Below are 20,904 nucleotides of genomic sequence, written 5' to 3' on the forward strand. Positions count from 1 at the left end.
CGTCAATTGGCTATTAGAGGTACTGTTTGGAAAGCGAGTAATAGCGATGAATACACCCGAAAACTCTCTATCCACGATCATTCATCGAGGCGGTGCTAGCGGTGTTACTGGTAGCTGTCATCAGCTTATCGTCAATAGTGAGTCTTCACTACTCATAGATTGTGGCTTGTTTCAGGGGGAGGACGCACAGCAGGATAGTTTCGAACAACTCACTATCGGATTTGATATCTCGACTGTCAAAGCCTTAGTGATAACCCATGTGCATATTGATCACGTAGGGCGTTTGCCTTACTTGTTAGCCGCTGGTTTTAATGGGCCCATTTTGTGTTCAAAGCCCTCGGCTAAACTACTGCCATTGGTCATTGAAGACGCGTTGAAAATTGGCTTTACCCGAAATGCGCGCCGCCTCATTGAACAATTTTTACAGCGGGTCGATGAGCAGTTGGTGCCTCTGGATTATGCTAAATGGCACACTTTAGAAGCTACTTCCTCTTTAAAGATCAAGGTTAAGCTGCAGCGTGCAGGGCATATTTTGGGGTCAAGCTATGTGGAAGTTTCCCTACGCGAAACAAATTCGAAACGCCGTGAACGCTTGGTCTTTTCCGGAGACTTGGGCGCCGCTAACTCTCCACTACTACCCGCGCCTAAGTCGCCGTCAAGAGCTGATGTGCTGGTGCTTGAGTCAACCTATGGAGATCGGCTGCATGAGGGGCGTAACGAAAGGGCGGCGCTACTAAAGCGGGCCATTGAGCAGGCGCTAGAGAATAAAGGTACTGTGATTATTCCTGCCTTTAGTATTGGCCGAACTCAGGAGTTGCTATACGAGCTGGAGACTATTATTCATCGTGCGGGCAGAGGCTCTCTCTGGCAGTCGCTAGAGATTATTGTGGATTCGCCGCTGGCCGCTCGGTTTACTCAGGTATACCGTGATTTAAAACCATTTTGGGATGATGAAGCGCAAAAGCTGATAAAGGCTGGGCGTCATCCGCTCAATTTTGATGCGCTGTATACCGTGGATAACCATACAGCACATGAACAAACAGTGCGCTATTTGGCCGAAAGTGGCCGGCCTGCGGTGGTGATTGCGGCGAGCGGTATGTGCGCCGGTGGGCGGGTGGTAAATTATTTAAAAGCCATGTTGGGCGACCCGCGTCATCAGGTGCTGTTTGTGGGTTATCAGGGGGCGGGCACGCCAGGGCGTGATATCCAGCGCTATGGGCCTGAGGGTGGCTGGGTAATGCTGGATGGCGAGCGTTACGATATTCGCGCGGGGATTACGACTATTAACGGTTACTCCGCCCACGCAGATCAACGGGATTTATTAACTTTTATCAAAAGAATGCGTCATTGGCCTAAAGCAATCCGTTTGGTGCACGGTGACACATCTGCAAAACTGGCGCTTAAGGCTGCCATCGAAGCAATGGCGGATAAGCATCAACAACCTATAACCGTGAATTTACCTGAGAATTCTGTATAGGCTGTTGTGCTTTATCGTGGGAGTGACTTTCTGTTGCTTACCAGCCCCCCTGGCCCTCTAACAGACTGCGGGTGTTGTTATTGAGCGGTAGGCGAAAATCGGCACTGCCAAGCACCATAGCATCGCCTGCCCGCACCACGCGAGCACTCACATAGACGTAGTCCTGCCCTTGTGCGTAGGTGCCCATCAATATTGAGCGGGCGTTGTGCTGTGCGGTTAGGCGCTGAACTTGGCGTGAAAGAATTAGTTCGCCCACGCTCTCTTCGATAAACATGCTGTCGCGCATTTTGACTTCGCGTACCTGCATACCCTGGCGGGCCAGTGCGGAGGCCATAATTTCGGAGCTGATACGCCCAAGCGTAGATGACTGGCTTAGGTTGTCGATGCTCACAAAAGTGGCGGCAATCATGGGGCTATAGCGTGTGAGCTCTGGATTACTGGCAACCATCTGTTCAGCAGCGGCATGAACCAATGCAGAGAGATCGGGTTCCGGTTCAGCGGGTCTGTTGTTAGCATTACCCAGCGCGCTGCAGCCAGCCAGGAACAGTAGCGCTATGCTCATGGCCATCCCACGAGCAGCATGGCTGATAGAGCGAGCGCGGCAAGTCGTTAAAAGTGTCATCAGCATGAAGTTACCACGTATCAGTAAGAGGAACGGAGGGTGTGGTAGGTGCCTGAGGCACGCGGTGCGGGGCATATTGACGACGATCACCGGCATTGATGTAGTAAATGTTGGACGAAGAGTAGAGAATTCGCTCGCCATCGATAATTTGTGTGGTCACGATGATCTCTTCGTCACCGGTGTGTGTCCAACTACCGCTGGTGGTATCGGCAAGCATGGCGGCGGGGATTAGCCCCAAAGCAGGTTCGGCCCACTGATTATAGGGAATGGTGGCCACGGCGATACCTGCGGTGAGTGCGGTAAAAGCACCGACGGGCGGGCGGATAAAACCACGATCCCGGTGTTCGACGACTTCGACATCAAAGGTGATGTTGGCACTGTTCGCAGTAGGTACGGTGGTGAGGTTAGCGCCACGCGATACCAGCTCGCTGGTCAGTAGCGCGCGAAAGCCGCGTCCAAATTCACCGCCGCTGTAAGCGTGCAGTGCTTCATTGTCGGGTTCGCTAATGTGTAAATCGCGATTGCGAACGCGCTCGCGTTGCAAAATGCTGGTAGCTTCATGACGGGCCAGCACATCCCAGTGGTGGGCAGCCTGCATACGCTGCTGTTCTGTATAGGGGTAGGTCGTGGCGATCGGCGCTTGGGATGTGTTGGCATAAAAGCAGCCGCTGAGCATTAGGCTTGCCAGCCCCAAACTTACAGGGCGTATGCAATTGGATAATGGAAATAATCTGGGACGAGTGCGCACCTGCTGGTTCCTTTTTCGCTACAAAACGGCTTTTGATAGACTGTTTGCCATGCTTAGCTTGCCATGTCCGATTCAGCGTATCTAATTTCGACGTGTCTAATTTTTAAGCACCTGATTTTGAAGTACCTGGTTCGATATCACTAATTATAAGCGACTGATTTGACATGCCTAGCTTGATGAGCCTGATTCGTCATATTTAGCTAAATCGGCCACGAGGTTAAAAACTTTAATGAGCGATAATACCCATGCTTGAAGATCATCGCGGCGGCCCGCGCCACGATTCGCTAATGTCGGCCTACCATGAAAGTGATAGTGGTAGCGGTTGGATGATCAGCTATCTCGATATAATGACTTTGTTGGTGGCCCTCTTTGTCGTCATTATTGCCGCTTCTGGGCCGATTATCCCTCAGTTGAACCAGGCGAATAGTGTGAACGAGGACGTTGGCACAATATCGCCTACTTTAGGCGTTCCCTTGCCTGATTCTTTGGCTCAGATAAATAATGATCGTGTGAACATTGCTCGGTGGAGTGGGGCAGGGTTGAACCCTATGGCCATTAGTGCGGCACTTGGCGTGGCGGGCTTGCCCAAGTTGACTGATCTTCCTCGACGAGTCAGCTTCGGGGTTCCACCGCTTTTGGCAGCACCGCCGCAGCCTGTCGAGCCGACTTTCTACTTGCCAAAACTGCTGATGCCCGCGGGCAGCGATGATTTTACATCACCCTTGGCTGACTACATGGTGGTGTTAACCGACCGCCCCCCGGTAAATGTACAAGCGGTGAGCGATGAGTCAGTAGCGGGTGCACTTGCGCTAAACCAGGCGCTTTCGGAGCGCGTAGAAGAGTCTACCTATCTGCCCGACCTGGAGGGTGTTGAAGTGTCGCGGGTGGCGGAGGGGATTAGCCTCCGCGTGCAGGATCAACTGCTATTTCCTTCTGCTACGGCTGAGTTGACCGACAACGGCTCGTCACTAGTGGGCAGTTTGTTGGAAACTATTCAGCGCTATGATGGCGAAGTATGGGTTGAGGGGCATTCGGACAGCCAGACCATTAACACCGATGAGTTCTCATCTAACTGGGCGTTGTCGAGCGCCCGCGCCATTGCCATTGTGGAAGCGCTGGAAGCTGAAGGTGTCGATGCTGAACGTTTACGCGCCGTAGGCTTGGCAGCAACAAAACCACTTGAAAGCAATGCCACCGCAGAAGGGCGTGCACGTAATCGGCGGGTTGAGGTGGTTATTCATGTTGAGTAGTAAATACTCACTGTTGCAAGGTTCTATTAAATTGTAGGGGGGGCGCTTCCAGCGCGCGAAGGGGGCCGCAGGCGCCCCTTAGTGTCTTCCGGCTGGAAGCTAGAATGGTCGCGAGCTAAAGCTTCCTCCCACAACACCATACAGCCCCCACAACACCCTACAGCCAGCCCTAAGCCAGAAGCTACTTGTAGGAGGGCGCTTCCAGCGCGCGAAGGGGGCCGCAGGCGCCCCTTAGTGTCTTCCGGCTGGAAGCCAGAATGGTCGCGAGCTAAAGCTCCCTCCCACAACACCCTACAGCCAGCTCTAAGCCAGAAGCGACTTGTAGGAGGGCGCTTCCAGCGCGCGAAGGGGGCCGCAGGCGCCCCTTAGTGTCTTCCGGCTGGAAGCTAGAATGGTCGCGAGCTAAAGCTTCCTCCCACAACACCCTACAGCCAGCACTAAGCCAGAAGCGACTTGTAGGAGGGCGCTTCTAGCGCGCGAAGGGTGCCGTAGGCGCCCCTTAGTGTCTTCCGGCTGGAAGCCAGAATGGTCGCGAGCTAAAGCTCCCTCCCACAACACCATACAGCCATCACTAAGCCAGAAGCGACTTGTAGGAGGGCGCTTCCAGCGCGCGAAGGGTGCCGTAGGCGCCCCTTAGTGTCTTCCGGCTGGAAGCCAGAATGGTCGCGAGCTAAAGCTTCCTCCCACAACACCCTACAGCCAGCACTAAGCCAGAAGCGACTTGTAGGAGGGCGCTTCCAGCGCGCGAAGGGTGCCGTAGGCGCCCCTTAGTGTCTTCCGGCTGGAAGCCAGAATGGTCGCGAGCTAAAGCTTCCTCCCACAACACCCTACAGCCAGCGCTAAGCCAGAAGCGACTTGTAGGAGGGCGCTTCCAGCGCGCGAAGGGTGCCGTAGGCGCCCCTTAGTGTCTTCCGGCTGGAAGCCAGAATGGTCGCGAGCTAAAGCTCCCTCCCACAACACCCTACAGCCAGCGCTAAGCCAGAAGCTACTTGTAGGAGGGCGCTTCCAGCGCGCGAAGGGGGCCGCAGGCGCCCCTTAGTGTCTTCCGGCTGGAAGCTAGAATGGTCGCGAGCTAAAGCTTCCTCCCACAACACCCTACAGCCAGCGCTAAGCCAGAAGCTACTTGTAGGAGGGCGCTTCTAGCGCGCGAAGGGTGCCGTAGGCGCCCACTAGTGTCTTCCGGCTGGAAGCCAGAATGGTCGCGAGCTAAAGCTCCCTCCCACCACTAGCTTTGGGCACCGGGGCAGTTGTCTATTGTAGGAGGGCGCTTCCAGCGCGCGAAGGGTGCCGCAGGCGCCCTTTAGGTGAGGAAAAAAAAGCCCGCCGGGGGAGGCGGGCATCAAAGGGCTTGGCTCACTGCAGCCCACTGGAATCAGGTGAGGGGTGTACAGGATCACCAGTGGGTACAATTTCAGTATAGCTATTTATGAGACGTTGCCAAGACCTGTGACGTTTTTTTATAGCTTTATTTTCCCTCGTGATTTTTCTTGCACTTATTTGGTGCGTTAATACTGCCTCTTTTTGGTGCTTGCGAGTGTTGCGATACATTTTTCCCGCAAAAAAGTCCTGTAACCCTCTGTTGAATCGACACTTCTCTGTTTTGGCTTATGAATTGCTATGCTTTCTATAGCAATTAATAGCTGGCCATAGCTATTTAGGTGTCCGAGACATGACGTCTTAACGAAGCGTTAAGGCCGAAGAGAGGTAGTGCTATGCCTGAATCCGTCCAGTCAACCCCTTCGGTTGATCCTGCTCTGCAGCCACGTCTGGTAGTGACCGATTTAGATGGCTCGCTGCTAGATCATCACAGCTATGACTTCAGTCCCGCGGCTCCCTGGCTTGCCCGCTTAAAGCAGATGGGGGTGCCGGTAATTCCGGTGACCAGTAAAACCCGTGCCGAACTGATTCCGCTGCGCGAAGCCCTGGGTCTCACGGCAACGCCGTTTATTGCTGAAAACGGTGCGGTTATTGGTCTACCGCCAGGCTGGTGCCATGCGCGCTTAGACCGCCCAGGCAGTGGCCGTGATGGCGTCGTTATCAAGCATCCTGGTGTGGATATTGGCTTTATTCGTGCCCGGTTGAAGGTTTGGCGCGAGCGTCTGGGGATTCGTTTTACTCGCATGGGAGAGATGAGCGTCGCTGAGGTGATGGAGCTCACCGGGCTTGATGCGGTTCGCGCCCGGGACGCACGGCAGCGGGAAGGTAGTGAGCCGCTGCTGTGGCAGGACTCCGAGGCAGCTCTAGAGACGTTTCGCACCGCTTTAGAAGGGGATGGGCTACAGCTTACTCAAGGCGGGCGCTTTTGGCATGTGATGGGACGCTCCGCCGATAAAGGCAGTGCCGTCGAGTGGCTGGTCAAGCGCTTTACTGCGTTAAGAGGCCGAGCGCCCCTTTCATTGGGGTTAGGGGATGGGCCAAACGATATCACCATGCTCGAAGCGGTGGATCAAGCGGTGGTAATTCGAGGTTGCCATGACTTAGCCGTAGAACCCAGCAACGCTTCTATTTACCGCACGGATGCAACAGGGCCGACCGGCTGGGCCGAGGGGGTGGCCTACTGGTGGGGGCGAGATGACCGCCGTTTAGCGACGGCGGAGAAGGGAGATGTCGTGATCCTTTGAGTACAGTTCTTTGAGTCCAGTACTTTAAATCCAGGGAGGTAAGCGCATGAGTGACTTTCATCAAAACGGTATTATTACGGACTTTCACAACCTTACCCGGCGTTCGGTGGAAGCGCTTGAACAAGAGCTGTGTCAGTTTGCTCGACGGCGTCCAATGGGGCTGATTTTGCCGTCGCTTTTTTCTGAGCTGGAAGGGCCGGCGCTGTCAGCAATCGTCGATGAGCTGGTTAAAGTCCCGTACCTCAATGAAATTGTCATTGGCCTGGATCGAGCCGATCGCGAGCAATTTTTATATGCTCGGGACTTTTTCTCACGCCTGCCGCAGCACACGCGCATATTATGGAACGATGGCCCACGGCTGCGTGCCCTGGATGCGGAGCTGGAAGAGCATGGTTTAGGCGCGTTAGAGCCTGGTAAAGGGCGCAATGTCTGGTATTGCGCAGGCTATATGCTGTCGTCAGGGCGCTCGACGGTGGTAGGGCTTCACGACTGCGATATTTTGACCTATGAGCGGGGGCTACTTGCGCGCTTGATGTATCCGGTGGCACACCCTAATTTCAACTACAGCTTCTGCAAAGGTTATTACCCGCGTATTGCCGAGGGCAAGCTGAATGGTCGCGTCTCACGGCTGTTAGTCACGCCGTTGCTGCGGGCGCTTAAAACGGTTTGCGGGCCGATGCCCTACCTCGATTATCTGGATAGCTTTCGCTACCCGCTGTCAGGTGAGTTTGCGATGCGTAGTGAAGTGCTCGAGGGGATTCGTATGCCCGCAGACTGGGGGCTGGAAATTGGCGTTTTGTCGGAGTTACAGCGCAACTACTCCCTGCGCCAGCTCTGCCAGGTGGATATTGCCGATGCCTACGACCACAAGCATCAGCCGGTTAGCGAAGATGATCCTGATAGCGGCTTAAACCGCATGAGCCTGGATATTTCAAAAGCGCTCTATCGCAAACTAGCTACCCAGGGGGTTACCTTTAGCAGCGAAGACTTCCGCACGCTTAAAGCCACCTACTACCGCTTTGCGCTGGATTTGATCGAAGCCTATGACCACGATGCGACGATGAACGGTCTAAGTCTTGATCGGCACAGCGAAGAGCAGGCCGTGGAGCTGTTTGCCAGTAACCTGCTCGAAGCGGGCAATCTTTTTATGGATAACCCGCGAGAGCGACCTTTTATCCCCAGTTGGAATCGTGTTCAGGCCGCGGTGCCAGATCTGCTCACGCGCATGCACGAGGCAGTAGAACTGGATAACCAGGGTAAGGTTTAGGCGTTTTCTGCACGATATAGACAATAAAAGGCCAGCTACCCAAGGGGAGTTGGCCTTTTTTGTCTCGTATTCACTCAGTGTGGAATTATCCCCGCTAGGAAAATAGCTAAACCTGTGGGAGATATCTAAACCTGTGGGAGGGAGCTTTAGCTCGCGAATGTTCAGGCACTTCGCCAGCTTAACCTAAGGGGTGCTTTCAACACCCTTCGCGCGCTATAAGCGCCTTCCCACAACATCTAGATAGCTGAGTGGTTTCACTCAGCGGATATTGAGACTAAAAATCGCTGTCCTGGTAGGCTGCCCGCGGGGCAGGGGAAGAGGCTGGCAGACTTGCATGTGCATGCCCAGCGCTCTGGTTAATGCGGAAGTGAGCAACCAACTGACGCAGCTGGGCGCTGAGCTGTGCGAGCGTTTGAGTGGCGTGGTTACTCTGTTGCACCAGGCTGGCATTTTGCTGGGTCATTTGATCCATTTGCGTTACCGCCTGGTTGACCTGCTCAATGCCGCTGCTCTGCTCAATGGTGGCTGCAGAGATTTCCTGAACCAGTGTGCTGAGCTGTTTAATGTCAGCGACCATGCCATTGATCACATCCCCGGTGTCACTTACTTGGCGGCTACCTTCCACCACTTTGCTATCCGACGCTTCGATCAGCGTTTTGATCTCTTGGGCGGCGGCAGCCGAGCGGCTGGCTAGCTGACGAACCTCATTGGCAACCACGGCAAAACCACGGCCCTGATCGCCTGCGCGCGCGGCTTCCACCGAGGCGTTTAGGGCCAAAATGTTGGTTTGGAAGGCGATCCCGTCAATGGTGTTAACGATGCTGCTCATTTGAGTGGCGCTTTCGTTAATCGTCGCCATGGTGGTGATCACCGTTGACATCGAGTCACTGCCGCGCTGCGCACTGTCGGCCGCTCGGGTGGCAAGCGTACGCGCGTGATCGGCGTGCTCGGCATTTTGCTTAACCGTGGCGGTAAGCTGCTCCATGCTGGAGGCCGTTTCGGCTAATGAAGCTGCCTGCTGTTCGGTACGGGTGGAAAGCTCTTCGTTAACGCCAACGATCTGCTCTACGCCACTGTTGACCTGACTCGCGCCGAGGTGGATATCGCCAATCGTCTCAGCGAGTGCCTCGCGCATGCGATTGATATTAAAAAGTAGGCTCTGCTGATCCTTTGGTGAAAGTTGAGTAACTTGGGTCAGGTCGCCATCAGCGATATGTCGCACTACGCTGGCGGCGTAGCGTGGGTCACCGCCTAAACGACGAGAAACATCACGAATAACCCACCCCATCAGCAGCGTTACCGGAAGGCCAATGATCAGCAGTATGACTATCGAGCGAATCAAACCGGCAATAAAGGCAGCGTTAATATCATCGACATAAACACCGGTCGCTAGTGACCACTCCCACTCGGGAAGGTGTGCTACATAACTGGTTTTCGGCAACTGCTCATCGCCACCTGCGCGGGTAGAGTAGTAGTCAACGTGGCCACCGCCTGTTTGGGCGACACGCAGCAATTCTGGGTATAGCGCCATACCGCTGGCATCTTCATAGTTCGTCATGTCAGTGCCGGGGTCACGGCTGGGATGGGAGATAATCAGTAAGTCATCGTTGAAAGAGAAAATATACTCGCCAGCCCCAAAGCTAACGGTGGACATATTATCAATGGCACGCTGTTGTGCTTCTTCCAGGCTTAGCTCACCGGCGGCGACCCGTTCTTGCAGGGCTTCAATTTGACTTTGCACGCTTTCCACCACGTACTGAATGCTGTCGCGGCGTTCGCTCTCAATTGTTTGGCGGTTCTCCAAAGCTAGCCAGCCAACCAAGAGCAGCATGGCAACCCAGATAATACCCAGTGTTCCCCAAAGCTTTTGTGTCGTTGTTAGGTGAGTCATGTTTTTCCTAGTTTTTGTAATTGATACGTTCTTGCAATGTTTCTTCATTATCGGCCTAAACAGGACAGACCTTAGCAAAATTTACAACCAACACTATTTTTTTGCGCATAGAGATGTTGAGGATAGAAGTACCTTTATATTCTAAAATGATCTAAATATAGAACTAAAAATGAACTATGCTGTCCCTACCGTATGAGAATGAAATTTCCACCCCATGGGAGGCAGCGATGCAACGCCCAATCGTTACGCACTTTTTTGATGAGCCCACGAACACCTTTAGCTATGTCGTTCAAGACCCCGATAGCCGTGCCTGCGCGATCATAGATTCAGTCCTCGACTTTGATTATGCCGCTGGGCGAACCGACGTGCGATCCGCTGACAACATCATCGCCTTTATTCGTCAACACGATCTCGATGTTGTCTGGATTTTGGAGACCCATGTACATGCCGACCACCTCTCGGCGGCGCCTTACCTGCATGAGCAGTTAGGCGGTAAAACCGGCATTGGTGCCAACATAGTGAAGGTGCAGGAGATCTTCGGTAAGGCGTTCAATGCGGGCAGTGAGTTTGCTCGAGATGGCAGCCAATTTGATGCGCTGTTCGAAGAAGGGGATACGTTCACGGTTGGCCAATTGCAAGGCCGCGTGCTGCATACTCCAGGGCATACGCCTGCTTGTTTAACCTACGTAGTGGGCGATGCCGCCTTTGTAGGCGATACGCTATTTATGCCGGATTATGGCACCGCGCGGTGCGACTTCCCCGGCGGTGATGCGCGCACCCTGTATCACTCTATTCAAAAAGTGTTAGCGCTTCCCGAGCAGACGCGATTGTTTTTATGTCACGACTATAAAGCCCCTGGCCGCGATACCTTTCAGCATGAAACCAGCGTGGCGGAACAGCGTAGTGAGAATGTCCATGTTCATGAAGGCATCAGCGAAGACGAGTTTGTGAAGATGCGCACCGAGCGTGACGCCACCTTAGGCATGCCACGGCTCATTATTCCTTCTGTGCAGGTCAATATGCGTGCGGGGGAGCTGCCTCCAGCGGAAGAGAATGGCACCGTCTATCTCAAAGTGCCGATTAATTTTTTCTAACCGTTTCTATTTTTTTAACCTGTGAAAGCGGAATGCTTGGGAGACAGCAGTGGATTGGACAGCAGGCTTACAAGGGCTGGTTGGGGGTGTGTTGATCGGGCTTTCTGCTACCTGGCTGATGGCAACGCTGGGGCGTATCGCAGGGATCAGTGGCATCGTGGGCAACTTGATAACCCAACGCCCCAAGGGCGATAGCGCTTGGCGAGTGGCTTTTCTGTTAGGGCTGATAAGCGGCCCGCTTCTGCTTATGGCGTTAGGTGGTGGTTTAGGAAACGTTGCCGGAAGCCCTGGAGAGGTGATTGGCGCACCCGTGGGAGGCATAGGGTTAATGCTAGTGGCTGGGCTATTAGTGGGCGTAGGCACGGGGCTGGGCAGTGGCTGTACCAGCGGCCATGGCGTATGTGGGCTGGCGCGTTTGGCACCGCGCTCCATGGCGGCCACCGGTATGTTTTTGCTGACGGCGCTAGTGACCGTTTATATCTCGCGCCACTTGCTAGGTTTAGGTGGCGTTCAATGAATAGTTCAATGAGTCAGTCAAACAAGAGCAATTGGATGAAAACAGCGGCGGGCTATGCGGCGGGGCTACTTTTCGGTATCGGCCTGGCTGTTTCAGGGATGACCGACCCCGCGCGAGTAGTGGGGTTTCTAGACGTAGCGGGCGCCTGGGATCCAACGCTGATGTTCGTATTGGGCGGGGCCGTCATCACCACCTTTGTTGGTTATCGGCTGGTATTCAAGCGTACTGCACCATTGTTGGGTGGCGTCTTTCAGTTGCCGACCAAACGTGAGTTGGACGCAAAGTTGTTAGGGGGCGCTGCCCTGTTCGGCATCGGCTGGGGGCTTTCCGGCTACTGCCCAGGGCCGGCGATTGCCTCCATCGGCGGTCTTTCGTTACCGCTATTGGCCATGCTGGTGACAATGGTGTTGGGTTGGTTTTTTGCGAGACGTTTTGCTGCTAAGCGTCTCGCCTAGCCATTCGTCCTTATTCGGCGATTGCCATGCTTACGCCCTTGCCATCACGGCAAGGGCGTTTTTATTTGTCTTAACGCTGGGTTAATGCCCGTCAGCCATGCTGATGGGTAATAAATAGGAAACCGCTATGCACGTCTTGTTGATTGAAGATGACCCGCTGGTTGCTTCGGGTATACGCGCTGGATTAATGACCTTCGATTTCGTGGTTGATCACGTCTCTACGGTGAACGCTGCCCGTCAGGCGATGCGAACGGTGGCCAGTGATGTGGTCATTCTTGATCGCGGATTGCCCGATGGCGATGGTCTTCAATTGCTGGCCGAGTGGCGTGAGCAGGGTAACGACGTTCCCGTGCTGGTGTTAACCGCTAGGGATGCGGTGCGTGACCGGGTGGATGGACTGCAGGGCGGCGCCGATGACTATCTGGTGAAACCTTTCGATTTAGATGAGTTGGTAGCGCGTTTGCACGCTTTGCTTCGCCGGGTAGCAGGGCGCAGCAGCGGCCTGATTGCCCACGGCGCACTCTGCTTAGATCCAACGGCTCGGGAGGTCTACGTCGATGAACAGCTGATTATGCTGTCTCGCCGGGAGCTGGTGCTGCTTGAAACCTTCCTGCAATCGCCACGCAGCGTCCTGTCAGCCGACCAACTCAAAGATAGCCTTTACGGTATGAACGACGATGTTGAGAGCAATGCGCTGAATGTGCATATCCACCATCTGCGTCGCAAGCTGGGCAGCGGCGTGATTGAAACAGTGCGCGGGCTTGGCTATCGGTTGGGCAAACCCGAAGCGGTACATGCGGCTGGTACGCCCTACAAGGGGCAGCTATGAGTTTACGCGCGCGCTTGCTGCTGACTCTGGGGTTAACGCTGGCACTGCTCTGGGGTGTGGCGGCGGCGTGGCTGATGCGCGACCTGGAAGAGAAGTTTGTGGAAACCCTGGATCAGCGCTTAGCGCAGTCGGCAAGAATGGTGGCCGGGTTAGTCCTGCAGCTGCCGTTTGACGTATGGGAGGATGCCGAGCATCCAGTGCTGTCTATTCCGCCCATTGAGGGGCTGGCCTGCCAAGTGCACTCGCCCCAAGGCGAAATCATGGCGCGCACCCATGCCGATATGGACGCTATTCTCGCCCCGGGAGAGGGCGGCCACACTTATCGCCAGGCAGGCGACGTGACCTGGCGGGTATTTACCTACGAGCGCGGTGGCATTGTGATTACCACCGCTGATCGTATGGATGAGCGCGATATGCTGCTTAGCGGCGTTATACGCATGACCGTGGTGCCCTTTATCGTAGCGCTGGTGGGCAGCATGTTTGCGCTTTGGCTGGGGGTTTGGCGTGGCTTAGCACCGCTAACACGGCTGCGCGAATCGCTGGCTCATCGCCACCCTGATGCGCTGGCCCCGGTCGCCACCTACGGCCTACCCAAAGAGATACGGCCACTTATTGAAACCCTTAATGCGCTCTTGGCGCGCGTACAGCAAACCATTATCCGTGAGCAGCGCTTTACCAACGATGCCGCCCACGAACTGCGCACACCGCTTACTGCGATCAAAACCCACCTGCAAGTGGCTCGCCGGGTCGAAGGTCAGGCCGCAATAACATCGCTCAACTATGCTGAAGAGGGCGTGGTGCGGTTGAGCTCAACCCTTGACCAACTGCTCACGCTGGCCCGTGTAGAGGGGCGTGTGCGCTTTGATGATGGTGAGGCTAGCCGCGTTGCGGATGTGGCAGAACACGCCCTGGCGGATAGCCAACACGACACATCAGCCCGCTTTATAGTCCCGCCCCATTGGCCTGATGTCGCTCTTGCGATGCCCCGCGAACTGGCTATCACCGCGCTGCGTAATCTGCTCGATAACGCTATTAGCCATGGGCCCGCCGATGCCCCCGTTACCTTTGGTGCGCAGTGGGAGCCAGGGGAGCGTCATCTTACCTTTAGCGTTAGCGACCAAGGCCCAGGTGTTGATGGCGCGACGCTTGAACAATTAACGCAACGATTCTGGCGCGCCAGTAAACAGCAGGGCAGTGGGCTGGGGTTAGCCATTGTGGCAGCTATCGCCGAACGCTTTGGTGGCGAAGTGACGTTTGTCAGCCCTGCTGAAGGTGGTTTTACCGCCCGCCTGGTGGTGCCAGTGGCGGGTAGCTGACAACGATAACGCAAGGGAGAAACCGAGATGAATAAAAAATGCTTAAGCAGGTTTGGCCTGCTGATAGGGATTAGCTTAGTCACCGGAGGCGCGCTGGCGCAGCAGGGTGACGCGGAGCGAGGCCAGGCTGCAGCGGCGACCTGCACAGCCTGTCATCAGGCCGATGGCAGCGGTATGAATGTGCCCAACGGTGAGTCATGGCCGCGCTTAGCCGGGCTGAATGCCGACTATATCGCTAAGCAGTTGCACGACTTTAAAGCCGGGCAGCGTCAAAACGCGACCATGGTGACGTTTGCCAATATGCTCGACGATCAGCAGATAGCCGATGTTGCCGAATACTATAGCTAAATGCCGGTAACGCCGGGGCAAGGCGGCGATGAGGCCGAAGAAGCGCTGCTGGCGCGGGGGCAACAGCTTGCCGAACGCGGCGATTGGAACGCTTACATTGTTTCCTGCCAAAGCTGCCACGGGCCCGGTGGTACGGGCGTTGGCAGTACCTTCCCAGGTGTCGCCAGCCAGCATGCTGGCTATATCAGCGCTCAGTTGACGGCGTGGAAAAACGAGACGCGCAGCAACGACCCGCAGAATCTCATGGGGGCCATTGCCAAACGCATGAGCGATAACGACATTCAGGCGGTGTCTGCCTGGTATGCCACGCAACCCGGTTCAGAAGAACAGGAGACAGCACAATGATCATCTGTCGTCGCTCCCTCGTCATAACGCTGACCGGCTGCTCGCTTGGGTTCGGTACCGTTTATACGGCCACGGTTTTTGCCCAGCCGGAAGAGCGCCCAGATGCTGCGCTGAATATGCTGGTACACGAGCCCCCCACCATGGAAGACCTTGAGAATTCCGAACTTCATCCGGAGCTGAAGAAAGTCATCCGCTATGGGCATGATCTATTCACCAATACGCAGCAGTTGCGTGGTGAGAACGTGTTCAATGATATGAACTGCTCTAGCTGTCATTTGGGCGAAGGGCGGGTGCCGTTCAGTGCGCCAGTGTGGGCCGCGGCTATCACGCTGCCGGATTTCCGTGGTAAGAATCAGCATGTGAATAACCTGGAAGAGCGTATCGCAGGCTGCTTTGCTTACTCCATGAACGGCGTGCCACCGGAGTATGGCAGCGATGAAATGCTGGCGCTGAGCGCCTACCATCAGTGGCTGGCCACCGGTGCGCCGATGTATCCAGACAAACCGATCTATGGGCGTGGCTTCCCCGCGCCGGATGAGCCAGCTGAAGAGCCCGACTACGCTAGAGGCGAAGCGGCTTACCAGCAAAATTGTTCGATATGCCATCAGAACGATGGCTCTGGCCACTATGAAAACGGCGAATACGTATTTCCAGCCCCTTGGGGCGACGGCTCAAATAATTGGGGCGCGGGGATCGCGCGAGTAGAAACCATGGCGGGCTTTATTTACCAAAATATGCCGCTTGGTCAGCCGCGGTCGCTCAGCGATCAAGACGCCTGGGATATTGCTTACTACATAAACAGCCAAGAGCGCCCCCAAGACCCCCGCTATACGGGCGATGTCGCCGATACAGCGGAGCGCTTCGGCCCGACCTTCCATAACCGCTCACTGTACGGGCAAACCCGTGAACACGATGGCCATGTACTCGGTGACCACGACAACTTTGGGGAGAAGGGCGACATTAAACCCTGGAACGTCGGGATGCCGAGGTTTGAAAACCTTTCCGAGGAGTAGCAATAAGGGAAAGAGCATACAGTTCACAAGGTTTGGTCTTCTAGCTAGCTTGACCTCAAGGGGCCTTCCGGCCCCTTCGCGCGCTGGAAGCGCCCTCCTACAATAGGCAACTGCCCTGGTGCAAAAAGCTAGCGATGGGAGGCAGCTTTAGCTCGCGACCATTTTGGCTTCCAGCCGGAAGACACTAAGGGGCGCCAGCGGCACCCTTCGCGCGCTAGAAGCGCCCTTCCACAATAGACAACTGCCCCGGTGCCCAAAGTCAGTAGTGGGAGGGAGCTTTAGCTCGCGACTGTTCAGGTGCTTCGCTCGCTTAACCTAAGGGGGGCCTGCGGCCCCCCTTCGCGCGCTGGAAGTGCCCTCCTACAAGTGGCTTATGGTTTAGTGTTAGCTGGTTGATGTGGGGGAGGGAGCTTTAGCTCGCGATGATTACGGCGCTTCGCTACCCATCATCTCGATCAGCCGCTCATCACTGGGCATACCTTGAATGCGGTCAAGACGCACGTTGCCGTTCTCTGTTTCCCGCTGAAAAACCGAGGTGGGGGTGGCATACAGCCCCAGCTCCTCGAACAGCTGGTTATTGGTATACACCTGTTCTTCAATTTCCCTCGGTTGGGCGCTGGCTTCGATTTCCTGCTGGCCACTTTCATGGGCATGCAGCGTCGCTGCCGGATCGTCGGCGCCGAGTAGAGCGGCTGCTTTTCCAGGGCTGTCGGGCGCTAAGATACCGACCATGATATGACGTAGCTGCACCTTACCTGCTTCCACCCAGGGGCGAACGTCTTGCCAAAGCTGGCGGCAGTAGGGGCAGTTGGCGTCCGTGAAGGTGTAAATCACCCGGGGAGCATCAACGTTGCCATCTTGAATCCAGTGGCTTTCGCTTAATAGCTGCCAGGTTTGTTCCTCTAGCGGTGCCCGTACATGCTCATCCAACTGCGCTTCGGTAAGGTCATTACCCTCGCTATCCATTAGCGTACCCACGACGGCGTGCTCGCCATCTGGTGTCAGGTAAATCGCCATGTCCTGGCCCTGCACGCTGGCGCCGTAGCCGCGCAACCCGCCGGGGGCTTCGAATTGGCCATGAATCTCTAAGCCTTGATCGGCCAGTGCCTGGATGGGGGCGGGGAGCTCGTCGGCAGCGATCGCAGAGGTGCCCACCAATCCTGCCATCAGGAGAAAACCGCTTATGACAGGGTGACGTTTTAAGTGCATTGCAGCGCCTTGTTTGAATCAGAGTGAGAGGCTAGAGATTTAATAACCGCTATCTTAACACTGGCAATCCCTAGAATAATGCTGTGCTGGTATTGTCACAGCACGACATTATTTAGGGATTAGGTGTTTTATACCTGGGGCGATATGTCGCAATTGGCGGTTTTTGAAGCTTTAGGCTTCTCGACGGTATTAACGATCAGCCACTAACCAGCGTACGGCGTAAGGCGGCAGCGCACCTTCGGCGCTCCAGGGGTTACCAGGGTCAAGCGCTTGCCATGCGTGATTCTCAAGTGCCTGGGTGACTGCATCGCCTACGTTCTCTAAGGGGAGCGGCAGATCGGTGACGTTGTACAGCGCCAGTAAACGGCGGCCGTCATGCAGTGGGCCGCGTTCTACCGCCAGCAGTTCCGGTGCCGAGACCAACACCCGCTGGGCGGCATTGGGGTGAAAGCAGGGTTCCTGACGGCGCTGGTCTAATAGCCGGTTTAACGCATGGAAGACATCGTGGGTGGGCGTTGAAGGGCTATCTAACAGCAGGTCTAGCTCGCTACGCTGCCAGCGCCGACGGTTGATCGAGCGTAGCCGCCCACTGCGCTCAACCCCCTCAACGTCGTTGAGCGTGCCCGTTAGCGTGTGAATATACAGCGCGGGGATACCCTGCAAACTCAGCATAATCGCCTGGCTGCATAGAAAGCGCGCAACCTGCCACGGGTCGGGGCCACGGCGGGTGCCACGCATGGCTTCAAACCAGGTGATATTGATCTCGTAGGGCGTATCGCTGCCATCGGGGTTGCTACGCATGCTGACAAAACCGCCGAATTTGTGCATCAGCTCCAGCAGGGCATCACGCTCGTGGTCAGGCAATAAACCTTCCAAGGGACGCACGCCAATGCCATCGTGGCTGGCGGTAAAATTAAGGTAGGTGCATTGGTCGGGGAGTACCGGAAGGCTGGCAAGCCATGTTTGCAAGGTGCTCGCTTCGCCCCGGGTGAGGGTGTGCAGCAGCAGCGGGGGAAGGGCAAACTGATACACCATATGGGCTTCGTCGGGCGCCCCCGCGGGTAGCCGATTTAAACCAAAATAACTGATGTTTTCCTGGTGTGGCACATTGGTTTCGGTAATCAACAGCGTGCCGGGGGCCACATGATCCACAATCGCCCTTAGCAGCCGCACCACAGTATGGGTTTCCGGCAGATGAATGCAGGAGGTGCCCAACCGCTTCCACAGAAAGGCCACCGCATCCAAACGTACAATCCGCGTGCCTTGCTCCAGGTAGAACAGCAAGATACCCACGAACTCCAGCAGTACATCCGGATTTTCAAAGTTCAGGTCAAGCTGGTCTTCTGAGAATGTCGCCCACAGGTAGCGGGTACCGCGCCGGGTTGAAACGGGCACCAGCAGCGGACTGCTGCGCGGCCGCACCACCTGGGAGACATCGGTCTCTGGATCGACTTCGATAAAGTAGTCGCGGCCGGGCAGGCTGCCGCTCAGGTAATCCACGAACCAGAGGGACTCCCGTGAAACGTGGTTGAGCACCAGGTCGGCCATTAAATCGTAATGACTGGCGAGCTCGCGGATATGTGACCAATCACCAAGGTCGGGGTTCACTTCCCGGTAGTGGATTACCGAAAAACCGTCGTCGCTGCTCCAGGGAAAGAAGGGCAGTACATGTACGCCGCTGATGCGATCGCCCAACCGCGCTTGAAGGAAGTCGCTAAGCACTGCCAACGGCGGCACATTATCTTCAATAATGGAGTCGCCGTAGCTGATCACCCACTGATCTTTTTCGCTCCAAGATGGTGCGTTTTTAGAGCTGGCTCCGACGGGGTTGGGTGAAAACGGAGCAAGCGACTTAAAATGCTCTAGACGCTGGTTTAAGCGGCGCTGCACTTCCCCCGCCCGGGGCCCGTAAAGGTGGCTGAGGTAGTCATGAACGGTATTTGAAAATGTATCGTGGACGGTCTGCTCAAAGGTGGGCATGGGGTGCTCCTGATAAACAATCTGCCACAAACGCTGCAGCTTGTGTGCCAAATCGTTACAATGCGAGGTTGATATCGCGTTTAAACGCTAAGCTACATTAGCTTATGGCAGTTGCTGCTGCTAAAACGCTATTAATAGCACACACATTGACAGGTTATAACACGCTAACTCGTGCGGCACGCCGACACGAGCTGACAATAGGTTGACCGCCATGCATTGCCCTTTTTGTGGTGCAAATGATACTCGAGTGACAGATTCGCGACTGGTAGCCGATGGTGACCAGGTACGCCGTCGCCGCCAGTGTGCGAGCTGCCAAGAGCGCTTCACCACCTACGAGACCGCTGAATTGGTCATGCCGCGGGTGGTGAAGTCCGATGGCTCCCGCGAGAGCTTTAATGAAGCCAAATTGCGGGCAGGTATGCTGCGTGCCCTGGAGAAGCGCCCGGTCAGTGCTGAAGCCATTGAAGCGGCGGTGGAGCGCATTCGTCAAACCCTACGCGCCCGGGGTGATCGTGAGATCAACGCCCGCGATATTGGTGAGTCGGTCATGCAAGCGCTTAAAACCCTCGATCACGTCGCCTATATTCGCTTTGCCTCGGTATATCGCAAGTTTCAGGATCTGGATGAGTTTCGTGCTGAGATTGATCGGCTGTCACAAGAGCCCTCTTCACGACCGAGCCAAGGCAGCGAGTCGTCACAATGAGCGGTGCCTTTAGCCAAGCAGACCATCGCTATATGGCGCGGGCGCTGCAGCTGGCGCAAAAAGGTTTATACACCACGGATCCCAACCCGCGGGTCGGCTGTGTGATTGTGCGCGATGAGCAAATTGTCGGCGAAGGCTTTCACTTGCGTGCCGGTGAACCCCACGCCGAAATCAACGCCTTGAATGATGCGGGTGAGCAAGCCCAGGGCGCGACCGCCTACGTTACCCTGGAGCCCTGCTCTCACATAGGCCGCACCGGCCCTTGCGCGGTGGCGCTCCAGGAAGCGAAGGTGTCGCGGGTGGTGATTGCCATGGTGGATCCCAACCCGCAAGTGAGTGGCCGTGGTATTCGTCTGCTTGAGGAGGCGGGTATTGAGGTGGCAGTGGGATTGTTGGAGATTGAAGCGCGCGTGCTGAATCCCGGCTTTATTGCTCGCATGACCCAACAGCGCCCCTTTGTGCGCCTGAAAATGGCAATGAGTTTAGACGGTCGTACCGCCATGGGGTCGGGGGAGTCCCAGTGGATTACCGGGCCAGAAGCGCGTACTCAGGTACAGCGGCTACGGGCGCGTTCCAGCGCAATATTAAGCGGCGTGGAGTCGCTGATTATGGATGACTCTCGGCTGACGCTACGAGCAGAGCAGCTACAGCTCGACAACGCTGACGAAGTGGTTCGCCGCCAGCCCCTACGGGTGATTTTAGATACCCACTTGCGGTTACCCCTGGCGGCGGCCTGTTTAAGCGAGCCTGGGCGTACGCTAGTGATCGCTACGCCAGATCACTCGGAAGAGAAGCGTGAACGGCTAACCGAGGCGGGCGCTGAAGTGCAGGTGTTGCCCGCCGGTAGCGATGGCCGTATCGACTTGGTGGTAATGCTGCAGTGGTTAGCCGAAAATGAGCAGGTCAACGAATTGCTGGTGGAAACCGGTGCAACGCTGGCGGGCGCTATGCTCGATGCGGCGCTGGTCGATGAGCTGCAGCTGTTCGTTGCCCCCACACTGCTAGGTGGCGAAGCACGGCCGCTTTTTGCGCTGCCAGGGCTCTCACGTATGGCCGATCAGCGGCGGTTAACCATTCACGATATGCGAGCGGTGGGGCGCGACTGGCGCATTATCGCTTCCCCTCAGGCGACTAGCGAAACTGGCCCATCTGGCGAATTTAGTGAGAGCAAGGTAACCTGACGCGCAAAATCATGACTAACTCACGCGACACTTTCGCG

The 20,904-nt window shown here is 55.8% G+C and carries 19 protein-coding genes; 14 read left to right on the forward strand and 5 right to left on the reverse strand.

The window, feature by feature from the left end:
- Positions 1-46: 46 nt before the first annotated feature.
- On the forward strand, positions 47-1,477 hold the full coding sequence (locus SR894_RS06160; protein ID WP_223288244.1) for an MBL fold metallo-hydrolase RNA specificity domain-containing protein: 1,431 nt from the start codon (positions 47-49) through the stop codon (positions 1,475-1,477).
- 37 nt (positions 1,478-1,514) lie between these two features.
- Here SR894_RS06160 and SR894_RS06165 read toward each other — a convergent pair whose 3' ends face one another.
- Together SR894_RS06165 and SR894_RS06170 are read right to left on the reverse strand one after the other, a co-directional pair.
- Entirely contained in the window at positions 1,515-2,105 is a 591-nt protein-coding gene (locus SR894_RS06165) for a FlgO family outer membrane protein (protein ID WP_246638127.1), read from the reverse strand.
- Between the two features lie 4 nt (positions 2,106-2,109).
- A complete protein-coding gene (locus SR894_RS06170; RefSeq protein ID WP_227404784.1) occupies positions 2,110-2,775 on the reverse strand; it encodes a hypothetical protein in 666 nt (221 codons plus the stop codon).
- A gap of 317 nt (positions 2,776-3,092) precedes the next feature.
- On the opposite strand from SR894_RS06170, the gene SR894_RS06175 reads away from it, so the two are divergent.
- The 3 genes from SR894_RS06175 to SR894_RS06185 all read left to right on the forward strand — a co-directional run bounded on the left by SR894_RS06175 (position 3,093) and on the right by SR894_RS06185 (position 7,985).
- Positions 3,093-4,097: an OmpA family protein gene (locus tag SR894_RS06175; protein ID WP_133730262.1), complete on the forward strand. Its 1,005-nt coding sequence runs from the start codon at positions 3,093-3,095 to the stop codon at positions 4,095-4,097.
- A gap of 1,712 nt (positions 4,098-5,809) precedes the next feature.
- Entirely contained in the window at positions 5,810-6,718 is a 909-nt protein-coding gene (locus tag SR894_RS06180; protein ID WP_223288243.1) for an HAD-IIB family hydrolase, read from the forward strand.
- Between the two features lie 46 nt (positions 6,719-6,764).
- The gene (locus SR894_RS06185) at positions 6,765-7,985 is read left to right on the forward strand and encodes a glycosyltransferase family protein (protein WP_223288242.1); all 1,221 of its coding nucleotides are present in this window, start codon (positions 6,765-6,767) and stop codon (positions 7,983-7,985) included.
- A gap of 274 nt (positions 7,986-8,259) precedes the next feature.
- Here SR894_RS06185 and htc2 read toward each other — a convergent pair whose 3' ends face one another.
- Positions 8,260-9,876, reverse strand: coding sequence for a methyl-accepting chemotaxis protein (gene htc2, locus SR894_RS06190; protein WP_223288241.1), 1,617 nt, complete (start codon positions 9,874-9,876; stop codon positions 8,260-8,262).
- A 227-nt stretch (positions 9,877-10,103) separates the two neighbouring features.
- Between htc2 and SR894_RS06195 the strand changes: the two genes are divergently transcribed.
- The 8 genes from SR894_RS06195 (at position 10,104) to SR894_RS06230 (ending at position 15,793) form a co-directional block, all read left to right on the forward strand.
- Positions 10,104-10,970, forward strand: coding sequence for an MBL fold metallo-hydrolase (locus SR894_RS06195; protein WP_223288240.1), 867 nt, complete (start codon positions 10,104-10,106; stop codon positions 10,968-10,970).
- Between the two features lie 49 nt (positions 10,971-11,019).
- Positions 11,020-11,487: a YeeE/YedE family protein gene (locus tag SR894_RS06200; protein ID WP_133730267.1), complete on the forward strand. Its 468-nt coding sequence runs from the start codon at positions 11,020-11,022 to the stop codon at positions 11,485-11,487.
- Positions 11,488-11,522: 35 nt separating this feature from the next.
- Positions 11,523-11,942: a DUF6691 family protein gene (locus SR894_RS06205; protein ID WP_223288239.1), complete on the forward strand. Its 420-nt coding sequence runs from the start codon at positions 11,523-11,525 to the stop codon at positions 11,940-11,942.
- A gap of 127 nt (positions 11,943-12,069) precedes the next feature.
- Positions 12,070-12,771, forward strand: a complete 702-nt coding sequence (locus SR894_RS06210) for a response regulator (RefSeq protein ID WP_223288238.1) — start codon at positions 12,070-12,072, stop codon at positions 12,769-12,771.
- Positions 12,768-14,087, forward strand: a complete 1,320-nt coding sequence (locus tag SR894_RS06215) for an ATP-binding protein (RefSeq protein ID WP_223288237.1) — start codon at positions 12,768-12,770, stop codon at positions 14,085-14,087. Before SR894_RS06210 ends, SR894_RS06215 begins: the two co-directional genes overlap by 4 nt.
- Positions 14,088-14,114: 27 nt before the next feature.
- Entirely contained in the window at positions 14,115-14,435 is a 321-nt protein-coding gene (locus tag SR894_RS06220; RefSeq protein ID WP_246638126.1) for a c-type cytochrome, read from the forward strand.
- Entirely contained in the window at positions 14,436-14,780 is a 345-nt protein-coding gene (locus SR894_RS06225) for a c-type cytochrome (protein WP_246638125.1), read from the forward strand.
- Positions 14,777-15,793: a c-type cytochrome gene (locus tag SR894_RS06230; protein ID WP_223288236.1), complete on the forward strand. Its 1,017-nt coding sequence runs from the start codon at positions 14,777-14,779 to the stop codon at positions 15,791-15,793. Before SR894_RS06225 ends, SR894_RS06230 begins: the two co-directional genes overlap by 4 nt.
- Positions 15,794-16,219: 426 nt before the next feature.
- On the opposite strand, the gene dsbG is transcribed toward SR894_RS06230, so the two are convergent.
- Both dsbG and SR894_RS06240 read right to left on the reverse strand, forming a co-directional pair.
- Positions 16,220-17,002, reverse strand: a complete 783-nt coding sequence (gene dsbG / locus SR894_RS06235; protein ID WP_223288235.1) for a thiol:disulfide interchange protein DsbG — start codon at positions 17,000-17,002, stop codon at positions 16,220-16,222.
- 189 nt (positions 17,003-17,191) lie between these two features.
- Complete coding sequence (locus SR894_RS06240) at positions 17,192-18,982, reverse strand: sugar phosphorylase (RefSeq protein ID WP_223288234.1); 1,791 nt, start codon at positions 18,980-18,982, stop codon at positions 17,192-17,194.
- 211 nt (positions 18,983-19,193) lie between these two features.
- Between SR894_RS06240 and nrdR the strand changes: the two genes are divergently transcribed.
- Both nrdR and ribD read left to right on the forward strand, forming a co-directional pair.
- Positions 19,194-19,685, forward strand: a complete 492-nt coding sequence (nrdR, locus tag SR894_RS06245; protein WP_133730275.1) for a transcriptional regulator NrdR — start codon at positions 19,194-19,196, stop codon at positions 19,683-19,685.
- On the forward strand, positions 19,682-20,866 hold the full coding sequence (gene ribD / locus SR894_RS06250) for a bifunctional diaminohydroxyphosphoribosylaminopyrimidine deaminase/5-amino-6-(5-phosphoribosylamino)uracil reductase RibD (RefSeq protein ID WP_133730276.1): 1,185 nt from the start codon (positions 19,682-19,684) through the stop codon (positions 20,864-20,866). The genes nrdR and ribD overlap by 4 nt, the downstream gene beginning before the upstream one ends.
- Positions 20,867-20,904 lie beyond the last annotated feature (38 nt).

It is taken from the genome of Vreelandella neptunia, from assembly GCF_034479615.1.
GTDB classification, from domain to species: domain Bacteria; phylum Pseudomonadota; class Gammaproteobacteria; order Pseudomonadales; family Halomonadaceae; genus Vreelandella; species Vreelandella neptunia.

Excerpts from the sequence above, each read along its gene's own strand:
- SR894_RS06160 (WP_223288244.1), top strand. The coding sequence starts at position 47 with ATGAATACACCCGAAAACTCTCTATCCACGATCATTCATCGAGGCGGT.
- dsbG (WP_223288235.1), bottom strand. The coding sequence starts at position 17,002 with ATGCACTTAAAACGTCACCCTGTCATAAGCGGTTTTCTCCTGATGGCA.
- SR894_RS06170 (WP_227404784.1), bottom strand. The coding sequence starts at position 2,775 with ATGCTCAGCGGCTGCTTTTATGCCAACACATCCCAAGCGCCGATCGCC.
- nrdR (WP_133730275.1), top strand. The coding sequence starts at position 19,194 with ATGCATTGCCCTTTTTGTGGTGCAAATGATACTCGAGTGACAGATTCG.
- SR894_RS06240 (WP_223288234.1), bottom strand. The coding sequence starts at position 18,982 with ATGCCCACCTTTGAGCAGACCGTCCACGATACATTTTCAAATACCGTT.
- SR894_RS06185 (WP_223288242.1), top strand. The coding sequence starts at position 6,765 with ATGAGTGACTTTCATCAAAACGGTATTATTACGGACTTTCACAACCTT.
- SR894_RS06220 (WP_246638126.1), top strand. The coding sequence starts at position 14,115 with ATGAATAAAAAATGCTTAAGCAGGTTTGGCCTGCTGATAGGGATTAGC.
- SR894_RS06205 (WP_223288239.1), top strand. The coding sequence starts at position 11,523 with ATGAAAACAGCGGCGGGCTATGCGGCGGGGCTACTTTTCGGTATCGGC.
- SR894_RS06175 (WP_133730262.1), top strand. The coding sequence starts at position 3,093 with ATGCTTGAAGATCATCGCGGCGGCCCGCGCCACGATTCGCTAATGTCG.
- SR894_RS06210 (WP_223288238.1), top strand. The coding sequence starts at position 12,070 with ATGCACGTCTTGTTGATTGAAGATGACCCGCTGGTTGCTTCGGGTATA.
- ribD (WP_133730276.1), top strand. The coding sequence starts at position 19,682 with ATGAGCGGTGCCTTTAGCCAAGCAGACCATCGCTATATGGCGCGGGCG.
- SR894_RS06195 (WP_223288240.1), top strand. The coding sequence starts at position 10,104 with ATGCAACGCCCAATCGTTACGCACTTTTTTGATGAGCCCACGAACACC.
- SR894_RS06215 (WP_223288237.1), top strand. The coding sequence starts at position 12,768 with ATGAGTTTACGCGCGCGCTTGCTGCTGACTCTGGGGTTAACGCTGGCA.
- htc2 (WP_223288241.1), bottom strand. The coding sequence starts at position 9,876 with ATGACTCACCTAACAACGACACAAAAGCTTTGGGGAACACTGGGTATT.
- SR894_RS06180 (WP_223288243.1), top strand. The coding sequence starts at position 5,810 with ATGCCTGAATCCGTCCAGTCAACCCCTTCGGTTGATCCTGCTCTGCAG.
- SR894_RS06230 (WP_223288236.1), top strand. The coding sequence starts at position 14,777 with ATGATCATCTGTCGTCGCTCCCTCGTCATAACGCTGACCGGCTGCTCG.
- SR894_RS06165 (WP_246638127.1), bottom strand. The coding sequence starts at position 2,105 with ATGCTGATGACACTTTTAACGACTTGCCGCGCTCGCTCTATCAGCCAT.
- SR894_RS06225 (WP_246638125.1), top strand. The coding sequence starts at position 14,436 with ATGCCGGTAACGCCGGGGCAAGGCGGCGATGAGGCCGAAGAAGCGCTG.